The organism is Streptosporangium sandarakinum (assembly GCF_050942225.1).
GTDB classification, from domain to species: Bacteria; Actinomycetota; Actinomycetes; order Streptosporangiales; family Streptosporangiaceae; genus Streptosporangium; species Streptosporangium nondiastaticum.
The window spans coordinates 1,461,960-1,475,065 of record NZ_CP192034.1 but is presented as its reverse complement, the minus strand read 5'-3'; the positions used below and the strand labels follow the sequence as shown (position 1 = coordinate 1,475,065).

Here is a 13,106-nt window from a genome sequence, read left to right as displayed (position 1 = left end):
CCCCACCGGCCGCGCCGCAACGGAAACGATCAGATATTGAGATGCGGGGTAAAGTTCGTGACTCCTGACGAGATCGAGGGCGCCGTCGCCGCCGGCCTGCCCCAGGCGGTCGAAGACCTCAAGCGGCTCGTCGCCATCCCCTCGGTGGCCTTCCCCGGCCACCCGGAGGAGCCGGTGCACGCGGCGGCCGCCGCCACCGAGGAGCTGCTGCGCAGCGCGGGGCTGCCGCACGTACGCCAGATCCCGGTGGACGGCAGCTTCCCCGCCGTCTACGCCGAGGCCCCGGCGCCTCCCGGCGCGCCGACCGTCCTGCTCTACGCCCACTACGACGTCCAGCCCGCCGGGGACCCGCTGCTGTGGCGCACCCCGGCCTTCGAGCCGACGGAGATCGACGGCGCCCTCTATGGCCGCGGCGCCGCCGACGACAAGTCGGGTGTCATCTCCCACGTCGCCGCCCTCCGCGTCTTCCAGGGCCGCTTCCCGGTCGGCGTCAAGGTCATCATCGAGGGCCAGGAGGAGTACGCCGGGGAGCGTCTGGAGGCGTTCGTCGAGCGCAACCCCGAGCTGCTCCGCGCCGACGCGATCATCGTCGCCGACACCGGCAACCCGCACGTCGACGACCCGGCGGTGACCACCTCCCTGCGCGGGATGGGCGCGTTCACCGTCGAGGTGCGCACCCTCAGCGAGTCGCTGCACAGCGGCACGTTCGGCGGCGCCGCCCCGGACGCCCTCGCCGCGCTGATCCGCATGCTCGCCGCCCTGCACGACGACAACGGCGACATCCGCGTCCCCGGCCTGCCGCGCGGCGTCTTCCTGGGGGCGGGCCCCTCGGAGGAGGAGTTCCGCAAGGGCGCGGGCGTGCTCGACGGCGTCTCGCTGGTCGGCTCGGGGTCGCTGGCCGACCGGCTGTGGGCCTCCTACGCCATCACGGTCACCGGCCTGGACGTGCCGACCGTCTCCGGGGCCATCAACGCGGTCCAGCCGGTCGCGCGCGCCCGGGTGACCGTGCGGGTCCCCCCGGCCGCCGACCCGAGGACGGCCGTCGAGTCCGTGGTCGACTTCCTCAACCAGGTCGCCCCCTGGGGCGTCAAGGTGGGCTTCAGCGACTACGTCGCCGGTTCCGGCTTCCTCGCCGACTCCGGCGGCGCGGCCCGCACCGCGCTGAACGAGGCGATGGAGCGCGCCTACGGCCGCCCGCCGCGCGACGTCGGCACGGGCGGCTCGATCCCGCTGGTCTCCACGCTGGCCAAGCAGTTCCCGGCGGCCTCGATCCTGCTGTTCGGCGCCGAGGACGACGACGCCTCGATCCACGCGCCCAACGAGCGCGTGGACCTCGCCGAGCTCCGCCGCAACATCCTGGCCGAGGCGCTCTTCCTGCAGCGGTACGGCGCCGCGACGGCCTGAGGCCCGCCCGGGACCGGAACGGGTCCGCCGGGGACCGGAACCGTCCGGCATCCCGGCGGGTCCGGGGCCGCCCCGCGGAGGACCGGCCGGTAAGAGCCCTGCCCGCCGTCGGGCAGGGCTCTTTTGCGTGATAGTTTTTATACTGACTGGTCAGTTTAAAGAATGGGGGTACGCGGTGTTCCGAGGAGCCGAGGTGCGCGCGGCGGACCTGTCGCTGAAGGGCGACCACGGCTGGGCCTACCGCGACGTCACCCTCCACGCCGAACCGGGCTGCGTCACGGCGATCACCGGCCAGGCCGGCAGCGGGCGGACGAGCCTTCTCCTCACCCTGGCCGGGCGGATGAAACCCACCGGGGGCACGATTTCGGTCGCCGGGCACACCTCGCCGAAGGCGATCCGGCGGATCGCGGCGCTCGGCCTGGTGGACGGGGTGAACGACCTGGAGAAGGCGCTGTCGGTCGGCGAGCACCTGCACGAGCGGTCCCCCGGCCTCCTCCGGCGCGGCCGGCAGGAGGCGCGTGCCGCGCGGGCCCTGGAGCTGGCCGGGCTGGACCTTCCGCCCGACGACCGGACCCTCGTCCGCGACCTGGGCCGGGAGCAGCGGATCCGCCTCGGCATCGCCCTCGCGCTGCTCGACGAACCCGGGCTGCTGGTGGCCGACAACATCGACATCGGCGTCACCGCGGACCAGGAGGAGGCGATCTGGGGGACGCTGTCGGACCTGGCCGGCCTGGGCCTGACCATCGTCGCCTCCTGCGTCGAGGACGCCCCGGCGCCGTCGGTGCACCTGCCCTCCGGGGCCGCGGCCCGGGAGGGCGCCGCTCGCGGAGCGGAAGCCGTACCGGACGGGGACGGCGAGAACGACGGACAAGAGACACGTAAGGGACACGAGGGAGAGGACCGATGAGGGCGCTGGGACCGGGACGGCTGGAACTGCGGCGGTTCACCCGCTCGCGGCTGACCCGCTCGGCGCTGGCCGGCGTGGTGATGCTGCCGCTGCTGTACGCGGGGCTGTACCTGTGGTCGTTCTGGGACCCGCAGGGCCACCTGGAGAACATCCCGGTCGCCCTCGTCATGGAGGACCGGCCCGCCAAGGCCGACGGCAAGACGATCGACGCGGGCCGCGAGCTGGCCGACGAACTGCGCGACCGGAAGGTCTTCGAGTGGCACCGGGTCAGCGCCCGCGAGGCCGCCGACGGCGTCAACGACGGCAGCTTCTACCTGTCGCTGACCATCCCCGCCGATTTCAGCTCCCACCTCGCCTCGCCGTCCGAGAAGAACGGCACGCCCACCCCCGCCGAGCTGGGCGTGCGGGTGGACACCGGCCGCAGCTACATCATGGGCACCATCTCCGACGCGGTGTTCGCCGAGGTCAGGGAGGCGGCGAGCCGTACCGCGCTCAAGGACTACTGGAACAACGTCTTCGTCTCCTTCGGGGAGCTGCACGACGCCACCGCCAAGGCCGCGAACGGCGCGGACAAGCTACGCGACGGCTCGGCGAAGGCGGGCGAGGGCGCGTCCTCCCTGAACGACGGTCTCGGCCAGGCCAAGAACGGCACGCACCAGCTCGCCGTGGGCCTGAACAGCGCCGACACCGCCACCGGCAAGCTGGCCGCCGGGGCCGGCGAGCTGGCCACCGGCCTGGGCCAGGCGGAGAGCGGCTCGCGCAAGCTGGGCCAGGGCCTGACCAAGCTCGCAGGCGGCGCCAAGCAGGTCGCCGACGGCAACGCGAAGGTCTACCGGCAGGTCCACGCCCAGGTGTCGAAGGTCAACGCGGTGGCCGACGAGGTCATCCCGGTGCTGGAGGAGAACGGCTCGCGGCTGCGCACGCTGGCGCAGGCCGTCGAGGAGGGCGCCGACCGGGTCGCCGGCGGCGCGGACTCACTGAACTCACTGCCCGGCGGCCTCACCCAGGGCGCCGAGCAGGCCCGCCGGCAGGCCCAGCAGCTGCAGAGCTGGGTGGAGTCCAACCCCGACGCCGACCCGCGGCTGCGGGCCATCGCCGACCGGCTGACCGAGGCCGTCCAGCAGGTGTCCGGCGGGCTGGAGGGGTCCTCCGGCGGCGGCGACACGAGCGGCGTGGCGGACCGGCTCCGGCAGAACGCCCAGCGGATCTCCGAGATCGCGGCCCGTACGGCGGAGGTCGCGCCGACCGCGGGGCAGCGGGTCGGACAGCTCCGCGACCAGCTCAACGAGCTGGACACGGGCCTCGGCAAGCTGGCCGACGGCTCCCGGCAGGTCTCCAAGGGCCTCGGTGACGCGACGGCCGCGAACGGCAAGCTCACCGCGGGGCTGACCAAGCTCGGCAACGGCGCGGAAAAGCTGTCCGACGGGCTCAACCAGCTCGGCGGCGGGATCGTCAAGCTGAGCGACGGCGCGACCCAGGTGGACCGGGGCGTCGGCCGCCTGCACCGGGGCGCCGGGGAGCTCACCACCGGCCTCGGCGAGCTCACCGACGGCTCCGCCGAGCTGAGCGACAAGCTCGGCGACGGGGCCAAGGAGATCCCCGACTACGGCAAGGGCGAGCGCGCCGACCGCAGCGACATGATGAGCGAGCCGGTCAGGGTGGCCAAGCAGGTCCTCAACGAGGTGCCCAACTACGGCACCGGCTTCGCGCCGTTCTTCGTCCCGCTCGCCCTGTGGGTGGGCGCGATGGTCAGCTACATGGTGCTGCGTCCGCTCAACCCCCGCCTCCTCGCCGGCACGGCCGCCGCGTGGCGGATCGCGGTGGGCGGCTGGCTGCCGGCCCTGGTGCTGGGCGCGGCCCAGGTGGGCGTGCTGCTGGCGGTGCTGCGCTTCGGGCTCGGCATGGAGGCCGCGCACTGGGCCGGGGTGGCCGGGATCCTGCTGCTCACCGCGGCGGCGTTCCTCGCGGTCGTGCAGGCGGTCAACGCGCTGCTCGGCCCGCCGGGCCGGGTCGTGGTGCTGGCCCTGCTGATGCTGCAGCTCACCTCCTCGGCCGGCACGTACCCGATCGAGACCTCACCGGGCTTCTTCCAGACGATCTCGCCGTGGCTGCCGATGAGCTGGGTGGTCAGCGCGCTGCGGCGGCTGATCAGCGGCGGCGACCTCACCGTGGTCTGGCAGGCGTGCGGGGTGCTCGGCCTGACCACCGCGCTGGGCCTCGCCCTGACGATCCACGCGGTGCACAGGAGCCGCACCTGGTCGCTGCGCCGCCTCCACCCGGAGCTGTCGCTGTGACCGCCGGCGCGACGGTTTCGTCCCGGGCCGGCGGCGCGGCGGCCCGGCCGTCCCGCGACGCCGTCCGCGCGACGGTTCCGTCCGGGGGCGCTCCTGTGGCTACGGTTGGCCCATGACGGAGATCAGCCGGTCCGGAGCCGCCCCCGGCGGGGCGCGCCGCCCCCGGCCCCGGCCCCGCCGAGGGCCGCGGCGAAGGCGGGCGGGCGCCGGGCCGAGACCCGCCTGAAGCTGTTCACCGCGGCCGTGGAGGTGATCGCCGAACAGGGCTACACCGCCGCCACGGTGGAGGCGATCGCCGAGCGCGCCGGGGTGGCCAAGGGCACCGTGTTCTACAACTTCGGCAGCAAGGAGGCGCTCTTCGCGGCGATGCTCGACCACGGCATCGAGCACCTGGCCGGCGTGCTGGCCGACGCCGCGTCGGGCGGGCCGGGCCCCGCCGTCCCGGACCGCGACGCCGGCCGTACCGGGCGGGACGGCGCCGGCGGCCCCGCCGCGCCGGGCGGAGGCACGGCGCTGGACGCCCTGGACGCGGTGGTCATGGCGCAGTTGCGGTTCTTCGAGGAGTACGGCGCGTTCGCCCGGGTGCTGCTCGCCGAGATGTGGCGCACCGCCTGGCAGAGCGCGGTGGCCAGGCTGCGCGACCAGGTGCTGGGCGTCTACGCCGGCGTGCTGCGCCGGGCGGTGGCCGAGGGCCTGGTGCGGGAGGGCCTGGACGTCGAGACCGCGGCGACCGCCGTGTTCGGCATGGTGGTGACCGTCTCCATCGAGCGCCGGGCGCTGCACCCGGACCGCCCGCTGGAGGAGCTGCACGCCACGCTCGCCGATCTGCTGCACCGGAGGGTCACCGGCTGATCGGCTCCCGCTCCGGCTCGGGTCCGGAGCGGGGGCCGTCCCCGGCACCCGTTCCGGCGACGGTGTGGTCCGAAACCTGCCGGTGCCCGCCGCCTCGTCCCTGCTTGGCTGGACGCCCGCAGTCCGCACGCCCTCCCCTGGACGGGAACCATGCCAACGACCACGCTCACCCGGCCTCGCCCGCCCCTCATCGACTGGTTCGCGATCATCTCGCTCATGCTGGGGATCTTCGCCATCGTCACCAGCGAGATCCTGCCCATCGGCCTGCTGACCGCCATCGGCGCCGACTTCGGCGTCTCCGACGGCATCACGGGGCTCACCATGGCGCTGCCCGGCATCGTCGCCGCGGTCGCCGCGCCCGCCGTCACGCTGACCACCGCCCGACTGGACCGCCGCGTGATGCTGTGCGTCCTCATGGCGGTGCTCGCCGTCGCCGACGTCCTGGCGGCCGGGGCGACCTCCTACTGGGTCATGCTGGTCTCCAGGGTGCTCGTCGGCCTCACCATCGGCGGCTTCTGGTCGATCGGGGCCGGGCTGGCCGGCCGCCTGGTGGCGCCGCCGTCCGTCGGCACCGCCACCGCCGTCATCTTCTCCGCCGTGCCGCTGGGCTCCGTGCTCGGCGTACCGGCCGGAACCCTCCTCGGCCAGCTCGCCGGCTGGCGGATTTCGTTCCTCGCCCTGGCCGCGCTGGCCGTCCTCGTCCTGGTCGCCCTGCTGGTGCTGCTGCCGCCGCTGCCCGGTGACCGGGCCACCGGCCTCCGCGTCCTGCTCGGCCTGCTGCGCGCCCGGGGCACCGTCGTCGCCCTGCTGGCCACCTTCCTCGTCGTCCTGGCCCACTTCGGCACCTACACCTACGTCACGCCCTTCCTCCAGGACGTCACCGGCCTGCGTCCCGCGGCCGTCAGCGCCGTCCTGCTGGCGTACGGCGCGGCCGGGATCGCCGGCAACTTCCTGGCGGGCAGGGCCGTCGCCACGCGTCCCCGGGGCGCCTTCGTGGCCTGCGGCTGCCTGATCGCGGCCGTCACCCTGCTGCTGCCCTGGGCCGGCGCCACGGCCGCCGGCGCCACGGTGTCGCTCGTGCTCTGGGGCCTCGCCTACGGCGGTGTGCCCGTCTGCTCGCAGGCGTCGTTCATCGGCGCCGCCCCGCACGCGCCCGAAGCCGCCATGGTCCTCTTCACCTCCTCGTTCCAGGCGACCTTCGCCCTCGGCGCGTTCTTCGGCGGCCGCCTCGTCGACGCCTTCCCGATCTCCATCGTGATGATCTGCGGCGGGTTGACCGCCCTCCTCATGGCGGTGTCCCTGTGGTCGCTCGCCGGGTCCCGCTGAACCCGCGGGTCACCGGCCGACGTCCCGGACCGCCGCCGGTTCCGGACGGGCCGCCTTAGATCGCCGCGGCGGCGAACTTCGGCGGGGGCTCGTTCGTCGGACATATACCGACACCCCCCGGGAGGCAGGGTTGTACCAGCAGCCGCCACGACGGCGCAGGAACTTCGCCCCGTTCATCATCGCGGTCATCCTCGCCGGAGCGATGATCGTCGGCCTGCGGCTCTACGTCGGGAGCAGGGGGCCGGGCGACGCGGCCGGGGACACCGGGCACAGCGCCGGGCCCGCCGGGCGATGCGACGGCGAGAAGACCACGCTGACCGTGGCGGCCTCACCGGAGAAGGCCGGGCTGCTGCGGGAGATGGCGGACCGCTACAGCGGCCGGAAGGTCGGCGGGCGCTGCGCCGACGTGGTCGTCGAGAACGTGGCCAGCGGCGGCGCGATGCTGGCGCTGGCCCGCGGCTGGGACGAGCGCCGGGACGGCCCCCGCCCCGACGTCTGGTCCCCGGCGAGCAGCGGCTGGGTCACGCTGCTCCGGCAGCGCGCCACCGCGTCCGATGCCGGCGCTCCGGTCGCCCTGGAGAATCCCTCGATCGCCAAGACGCCGCTGGTCGTCGCGATGCCCAAGCCGATGGCCGAGGCGCTGGGCTGGCCGGGCAAGAAGCTCGGCTGGTCCGACCTGCTCGACCTGTCCACCGGCTCCTGGGCCGGTCACGGCCACCCGGAGTGGGGGGCCTTCCGCCTGGGCAAGACCAACCCGAACTTCTCCACCAGCGGCCTGAACGCCACCATCGGCGCCTACTTCGCCGCCACCGGCCTGTCCGGCGACCTGACGGAGAAGAACGTCGCCGACCGGCGGACCAGGGAGTTCGTGCGGGGGGTGGAGCGCTCGATCGTCCACTACGGCGACACCACGCTGACCTTCCTGTCGAACCTGCAGCGGGCCGACGACGCCGGGGCGGGGCTCGGCTACATCTCCGCGGTGGCCGTGGAGGAGAAGTCGGTCTGGGACTACAACCAGGGCAACCCGACCGGCGACCCCGCGACGCTGGGCCGGCACGCCAGGCCGAAGGTCCCGCTGGTCGCGATCTACCCCAAGGAGGGCACGCTCTACTCCGACAACCCCTACGCCGTGCTGACCGCGCCGTGGGTGGACGACGCCAGGCGCGCGGTGGCGGCCGACTTCCTGGCGTACCTGCGGGCACCGGAACAGCAGGAGCGGTTCGCCGCCGCCGCCTTCCGGTCGCACGACGGCAGGCCCGGAAAGCTGATCACCGAGGCGAACGGGCTGCTGCCCGCCGAGCCGAAGGCGACGCTGAACCCGCCCGCCCCCAACGTGCTGGACCGGGTGCTCGCCGGCTGGGCCGACCTGCGCAGGCCCGCGAACGTGCTCATGGTGATCGACGTCTCGGGCTCGATGGGCGCCACGGTGGCCGGCACCGGCGGGACCAAGCTGGACCTGGCCAGGCAGGCGGCGTCCGCCGCGCTGTCGCAGTTCGGCCCGCACGACCGGGTCGGGCTGTGGATGTTCTCCACCGGGCGGGACGGCCCCCGGGACCACCTGGAGCTGGCCCCGATCCGCGCCGCGGACGCCGGGCGGCTCAAGGAGCTGCGGGAACGGCTGGCCGGCCTGACCCCCGACGGCGGGACCGGCCTCTACGACACCGCGCTCGCCGCCTACCGGGACGTGCTCGGCCGGCACGACGACGACGCGATCAACGCGGTGGTCTTCCTGACCGACGGCAAGAACGAGGACGTCGACGGCGTCTCCCTGGAGAACCTGCTGCCCGCCCTGCGCGCCGAGACCGGCCGGGAGTCGGTGCGGATGTTCACCATCGCCTACGGCCAGGACGCCGACCTCGACGTGCTCAGGAAGATCTCCGAGGCGACCGACGCGGCCGCGTACGACTCCCGTGAGGCGGGGAGTATCGACCAGGTGTTCACCGCGGTGATATCCAACTTCTGATGTCCCCGACGTCCCGCCTCATCGAGGAACTCCGCGATCCCTGGGGGCTGCTGCTCGGCGCGACCGCCGGCGGAGCCGCCTGGGCCGTCGACGTGCACCCGGCCGCCGCCGCCTTCGTCGGGGTGACCGTCTGGCTGGTCAAGGCGGGCGTCGCCGCGGCGCAGGGGCGGGGAGCGGGCCGTACGGCGCCGGCCGTCGCCGAGGGCAGCGGGGAGGCGTACTGGCTGGACCGGGCCGCCGCGGCGGCCCGGGACTTCGGCGAGCTGAGCGCCTCGCTGGAGACCGGCCCGCTGGCCGGGCGGATCACGCTGATGCGGCCCCGGGTCGAGGACTCGCTGGCCACGCTGGAACGCCTGGCCGAGCACGCCTCCCGTACCGGGGCGGCGCTCGCGCGGTTCGACCGCGGCCGGCTCGACCGCGAGCACGCGCGCCTGACGGAGGAGCTGCGGCGGGCCCGCGGGGACGTGGTCGACGACATCGGCCGCGCCCTCGGCTCGCTGGCCGCCCAGCGGGCGGTGGCCGACCGGCTGACCGAGACCAGGAACCAGGTGCTCACCCGGATGGAGTCGAGCGCGATCGGCATCGAGGGGCTCGTCGCCCGGGTGGTGGAGCTGGCGGCGATGCCCGCGACCGGTTCCCTGGGGCCGGCACGGGTCCTCGACGAGCTGGCCGACGGTCTCGAAGGGGTCCGGCGGGGCCTGCACGAGACCGAACGGATCACCCGCGACGCGCTGGGCCCGCGGGACGCGCCGGATCCATGAGCGACGCACCGGGCGCACCGGGTCCCCGAGCCGCAACGAACCCGCCGGACGCGCCGATCCACAGGACACACCGAGCCCATCGAACCCACCGAACCCACCGGACACGCCGATCCCCGAGACGCGCCGGACCGCCGCGGCCCGGTGAGGATCGTTAAGGAGCCCCCCATGATCACAGTCATCCGCCGGGCGTGGCGCTACCTGGTCTTCGCCCTGTCCGGCCGGCTGAGCGAGCTGTCCGATCCGCGGGTCCAGATCGAGCAGGCCGTCGAGGAGGCCAAGGAGCAGCACCGGTTGCTGTCCCAGCAGGCCGCCGCGGTCATCGGCAACGAGCACGAGCTGCAGATGAGGCTCACCCGCGCGCTGGAGGAGACCGAGCGGCTCCAGGCCAACGCCCGCCAGGCGGTGCTGCTGGCCGAGCAGGCCAGGGCCGCGGGCGACGAGCGCAAGGCCGCCTCCTACGAGGACTCCGCCCGCGCCTTCGCCACCCGGCTGGTGGCGGCGGAGACGGCTCTGCAGGAGGCCCGTCTCCTGCACGAGCGGGCCCGGCAGTCCTCCGCCCAGGCACGGGCGGCGGTCGAGACCAACGCCATGGCCCTGCAGCGGAAGATCGCCGAACGGATGCGGCTGCTGTCGCAGCTCGACCAGGCGAAGATGCAGGAGCGGCTCAACCGGGCCATGGCCGACCTGTCCGGTCTCGCCCCGGCCGGTGACGTCCCCACCATGGACGAGGTCCGCGAGAAGATCGAGAAGCGCTATGCCCGCGCCCTCGGCGAGGCCGAGCTGACCGCCGGCTCCGTCGAGGCCAGGATGATCGAGGTCGAGCGCGCCGCCATCGACGTGGAGGGCGCGGCCCGGCTGGAAGCCATCAGGGAGAGCCTGGCCCTGGAGCGGAAGCCCGGCCGGAACGAGCCCCCCGACCCCGCTCCCTGACCCGCGCCGTACGGCCGGCCGGTCCCGGCGGACCCGTCCGGCCCGGAGCCGCGGCCGATGCCGTGCCGCGCGGGCGGGCGCGGCGGGGTCAGCGGACCGGCAGGTCGTAGACGCGGCGGACGCTGGTCGGGGTGTCGCCGAGGTCCGCGCCGTAGATGTGGAGCGAGATGGCGGTGCCGTCCCCGATGTTGCGGACCCGGTGGATGTCACCGGGCGGGGCGAAGCCGCTGACCTCGCCGGTCCGGTTCGCCGTACGGCCGATCTCGGTGAGGTGGTCGCCGTCGAGGCGGTAGAGCGTCTCGTACTCCACGCCCTGCAGCACGCCGAACACGCACCAGGCGACGTGGTCGTGGATCACGGTCTCCTGACCGGGCCGCCAGACGATGGCGACGACCGAGAGGTCCGCCTCGGTGTGCAGGACGTGGGTGACGTAGCGGTCCGGGTCTCCCGCCCGCTCCTCCTCGGTGAGGATCCCGGGCGCCGGCAGCCGTTCGCGCAGCAGGTCCGCGACGGCGAAGGCGGTCTCGCGCGGGCTCATGGACTTCGCGACCAGCCCGCGGGTCCCCTCGACGAGTTCCATGAGGCCGGGCCGGGTGATGACGGTGGTCTCCATGCCCTTCAGCGTGCGGGGCGGAAACTCATCCGTCTAATGCCTTATTTCCTGGTAATTCATAGATATTGTTGATAAATGCTGGATATCGTGCGGCTTCGCGTGCTCGCCGCGGTCGCCAGACACGGCTCCGTCACCGCCGCGGCGCGGGAGCTGCACTACTCCCAGCCCTCGGTCAGCCACCACCTGGCCCGGCTGGAGGCCGAGACGGGCGCCAAGCTCGTCCAGCGGGTGGGCCGGGGCGTCCGGCTCACCGAGACCGGCCGGCTGCTGGCCGAACGGGCCGTCGAGATCGTCGGCCGCGTCGACTCGGCGGCCGCCGAACTGTCGGCGCACGTGGGGCTTCGGGCGGGCCGGGTCAGGCTGGCGGCCTTCCCCTCGGCGCTCGGCACGTTCGTGCCGGCGGCCGTCTCCCTGCTGGCCCGGCGGCACCCCGGCCTGGAGCTGCGCCTGACCGAGACCGAGCCGCCGGAGGCGCTGCGCATGCTGCGCGGGGGCCACGTGGACGCGGCGGTGGTCTTCCACTACGACTGCACCGCCCCCGAGGAGGACGGCGTCCGGCTGCTGCACCTGCTGGACGACCCGAGCTACCTGGTCACCCCGGCCTCCGCCCCGATCGGTTCCGGCGCCGCCGCGTCCGGGAACACCGCGCCCGGAACCGGCGCGCCCACGGACGTCGCTCCCCCGCCCGCCGGCGGCCTGGCCGCGCACCGAGGCGCCCGGTGGATCGGCGGCTGCGAGCGCTGCCGCGTCCACCTGGTTGACCTGTGCGCCCGGGCGGGCTTCGAGCCGGAGATCGCCTTCACCACCGACGACGTCGTGGCCGTCCAGGCGCTGGTCGTCGCCGGAATGGGGGTGACGGTGCTGCCGGGTCTCGCCCTGAGGGCGCACCGCCACCCCGCCGTCGGCGTGGCCGAACTGCCCGGCTCGGTCCGTCACATCCACGTCGCCACGTACGGCGAGCCGCCCCTCCCCCCGGCCACCGCCGCGCTGCTGGAGGCGCTCACGGCCTCGGTCTGACGCGTTCCCCCCGGTCCGGGGCCGGGAAAACCGGCGGCGGCGGCGTGACCCGCCGTTCTACGATCCGGGTATGCCGGACCTGACCACTCTCGCCCTCTTCGTCGCCGCGACGCTCGCCCTGCTGCTCGTGCCGGGCCCCGCGGTCCTCTACATCGTGACCCGCAGCGTCACCCAGGGCCGGAGCGCCGGGATGGTGTCGGTGCTCGGCGTCCACCTGGGATCGGTGGTGCACGTGGCCGCCGCGGCGCTGGGGGTCAGCGCCCTGCTCGCCGCCTCGGCGACCGCGTTCGCGGTGGTCAGGTATCTCGGCGCGGCCTACCTGGTCTGGCTGGGGGTGCGCAGGCTCATGACCCGCTCCGGCGGCCTCGACGCCGCCGCGCCGCCGGCCGCCTCCCGCTCCCGGCTGTTCTGGGAGGGTTTCGTGGTCAACGTGCTCAACCCGAAGACCGCCATCTTCTTCCTGGCGTTCCTGCCGCAGTTCACCGACCCGGCGCGGGGGGCGGTCGCTCCGCAGATCATGCTGCTGGGCGTGATCTGGATCCTCCTCGGCGTCGCCAGCGACGGCGCCTACGCCCTGCTGGCCTCGGCCATGGCGGGCCGGCTGCGCGGCTCGGCCCGCGCCCGCCGCCGACTGGACACCGGCAGCGGCGTCGTCTACCTGGGTCTCGGGGCCACCGCCGCGCTCACCGGCCAAGCCCACGCCGCCTGACGGCACGGCCGGACCCGCGCCCGCCGCCTGCCGTCCGGGCCGGACGGCCGTACCCCCGCCGCCCGGGGTCAGAGGTCCACCTCGCGGGAGGCGACGACGTTGAGCGCGGCGGGTTCCCGGCCGGCCGGGGTGACGAGGACGTGCCGGTTCGGCTCCTCGTACCCGTTCTCCGACAGCCACGTCAGCGTGAAGGGGTCGAGCTGGCTGAAGTGGACCGGGCAGCCGGCCGAGAAGAGCTCCGTGCCGACCGCGTCCCGGCCGGCCTCCCCCTCGATGATCGACAGGGTGTAGACGGTCATGGCGACCCCCCGAGAAAGACGAGCGGCCGGC

Annotated in this window: 12 protein-coding genes; 10 read left to right on the top strand and 2 right to left on the bottom strand. The window is 74.4% G+C overall.

Translation table 11 applies throughout. The features are described 5' to 3' along the window. The first annotated feature begins 57 nt into the window (after positions 1 to 57). The 8 genes from ACQP10_RS07040 (at position 58) to ACQP10_RS07005 (ending at position 10,437) form a co-directional block, all read left to right on the top strand. Positions 58 to 1,404: a M20/M25/M40 family metallo-hydrolase gene (locus ACQP10_RS07040; RefSeq protein WP_179819343.1), complete on the top strand. Its 1,347-nt coding sequence runs from the start codon at positions 58 to 60 to the stop codon at positions 1,402 to 1,404. Between the two features lie 193 nt (positions 1,405 to 1,597). Continuing rightward, complete coding sequence (locus tag ACQP10_RS07035) at positions 1,598 to 2,311, top strand: ATP-binding cassette domain-containing protein (protein ID WP_389993690.1); 714 nt, start codon at positions 1,598 to 1,600, stop codon at positions 2,309 to 2,311. Next, positions 2,308 to 4,605 carry a YhgE/Pip family protein gene (locus ACQP10_RS07030; RefSeq protein WP_433541078.1) on the top strand — a complete coding sequence of 766 codons (2,298 nt, stop codon included), beginning with the start codon at positions 2,308 to 2,310 and terminating at the stop codon, positions 4,603 to 4,605. Before ACQP10_RS07035 ends, ACQP10_RS07030 begins: the two co-directional genes overlap by 4 nt. 105 nt (positions 4,606 to 4,710) lie before the next feature. After that, positions 4,711 to 5,457 (top strand): TetR/AcrR family transcriptional regulator, encoded by a 747-nt coding sequence (locus tag ACQP10_RS07025; protein WP_433541077.1) that lies wholly within the window; start codon positions 4,711 to 4,713, stop codon positions 5,455 to 5,457. Positions 5,458 to 5,607: 150 nt separating this feature from the next. Continuing rightward, complete coding sequence (locus ACQP10_RS07020; RefSeq protein WP_346021978.1) at positions 5,608 to 6,783, top strand: MFS transporter; 1,176 nt, start codon at positions 5,608 to 5,610, stop codon at positions 6,781 to 6,783. Positions 6,784 to 6,913: 130 nt separating this feature from the next. Then, entirely contained in the window at positions 6,914 to 8,746 is a 1,833-nt protein-coding gene (locus ACQP10_RS07015) for a substrate-binding and VWA domain-containing protein (RefSeq protein WP_246423932.1), read from the top strand. Beyond that, a complete protein-coding gene (locus ACQP10_RS07010; protein ID WP_179819348.1) occupies positions 8,746 to 9,507 on the top strand; it encodes a hypothetical protein in 762 nt (253 codons plus the stop codon). Before ACQP10_RS07015 ends, ACQP10_RS07010 begins: the two co-directional genes overlap by 1 nt. A gap of 165 nt (positions 9,508 to 9,672) precedes the next feature. Beyond that, positions 9,673 to 10,437, top strand: a complete 765-nt coding sequence (locus ACQP10_RS07005; RefSeq protein WP_179819349.1) for a PspA/IM30 family protein — start codon at positions 9,673 to 9,675, stop codon at positions 10,435 to 10,437. Positions 10,438 to 10,525: 88 nt separating this feature from the next. Here ACQP10_RS07005 and ACQP10_RS07000 read toward each other — a convergent pair whose 3' ends face one another. Next, a complete protein-coding gene (locus ACQP10_RS07000) occupies positions 10,526 to 11,050 on the bottom strand; it encodes a cysteine dioxygenase (RefSeq protein ID WP_433541076.1) in 525 nt (174 codons plus the stop codon). A gap of 75 nt (positions 11,051 to 11,125) precedes the next feature. Here ACQP10_RS07000 and ACQP10_RS06995 point away from each other — a divergent pair, with 75 nt between their 5' ends. Together ACQP10_RS06995 and ACQP10_RS06990 are read left to right on the top strand one after the other, a co-directional pair. Then, complete coding sequence (locus ACQP10_RS06995) at positions 11,126 to 12,067, top strand: LysR family transcriptional regulator (RefSeq protein WP_389993677.1); 942 nt, start codon at positions 11,126 to 11,128, stop codon at positions 12,065 to 12,067. A gap of 70 nt (positions 12,068 to 12,137) precedes the next feature. Continuing rightward, positions 12,138 to 12,776: a LysE family translocator gene (locus ACQP10_RS06990; RefSeq protein WP_346021973.1), complete on the top strand. Its 639-nt coding sequence runs from the start codon at positions 12,138 to 12,140 to the stop codon at positions 12,774 to 12,776. Between the two features lie 68 nt (positions 12,777 to 12,844). On the opposite strand, the gene ACQP10_RS06985 is transcribed toward ACQP10_RS06990, so the two are convergent. Beyond that, positions 12,845 to 13,075: a hypothetical protein gene (locus ACQP10_RS06985; RefSeq protein WP_179819353.1), complete on the bottom strand. Its 231-nt coding sequence runs from the start codon at positions 13,073 to 13,075 to the stop codon at positions 12,845 to 12,847. Positions 13,076 to 13,106 lie beyond the last annotated feature (31 nt).

What these genes read in the sequence shown, in the direction of transcription:
- ACQP10_RS07030 (WP_433541078.1), top strand. Translation starts at nt 2,308, where the DNA reads ATGAGGGCGCTGGGACCGGGACGGCTGGAACTGCGGCGGTTCACCCGC.
- ACQP10_RS07020 (WP_346021978.1), top strand. Translation starts at nt 5,608, where the DNA reads ATGCCAACGACCACGCTCACCCGGCCTCGCCCGCCCCTCATCGACTGG.
- ACQP10_RS07010 (WP_179819348.1), top strand. Translation starts at nt 8,746, where the DNA reads ATGTCCCCGACGTCCCGCCTCATCGAGGAACTCCGCGATCCCTGGGGG.
- ACQP10_RS07005 (WP_179819349.1), top strand. Translation starts at nt 9,673, where the DNA reads ATGATCACAGTCATCCGCCGGGCGTGGCGCTACCTGGTCTTCGCCCTG.
- ACQP10_RS07000 (WP_433541076.1), bottom strand. Translation starts at nt 11,050, where the DNA reads ATGGAGACCACCGTCATCACCCGGCCCGGCCTCATGGAACTCGTCGAG.
- ACQP10_RS06995 (WP_389993677.1), top strand. Translation starts at nt 11,126, where the DNA reads ATGCTGGATATCGTGCGGCTTCGCGTGCTCGCCGCGGTCGCCAGACAC.
- ACQP10_RS06990 (WP_346021973.1), top strand. Translation starts at nt 12,138, where the DNA reads ATGCCGGACCTGACCACTCTCGCCCTCTTCGTCGCCGCGACGCTCGCC.
- ACQP10_RS06985 (WP_179819353.1), bottom strand. Translation starts at nt 13,075, where the DNA reads ATGACCGTCTACACCCTGTCGATCATCGAGGGGGAGGCCGGCCGGGAC.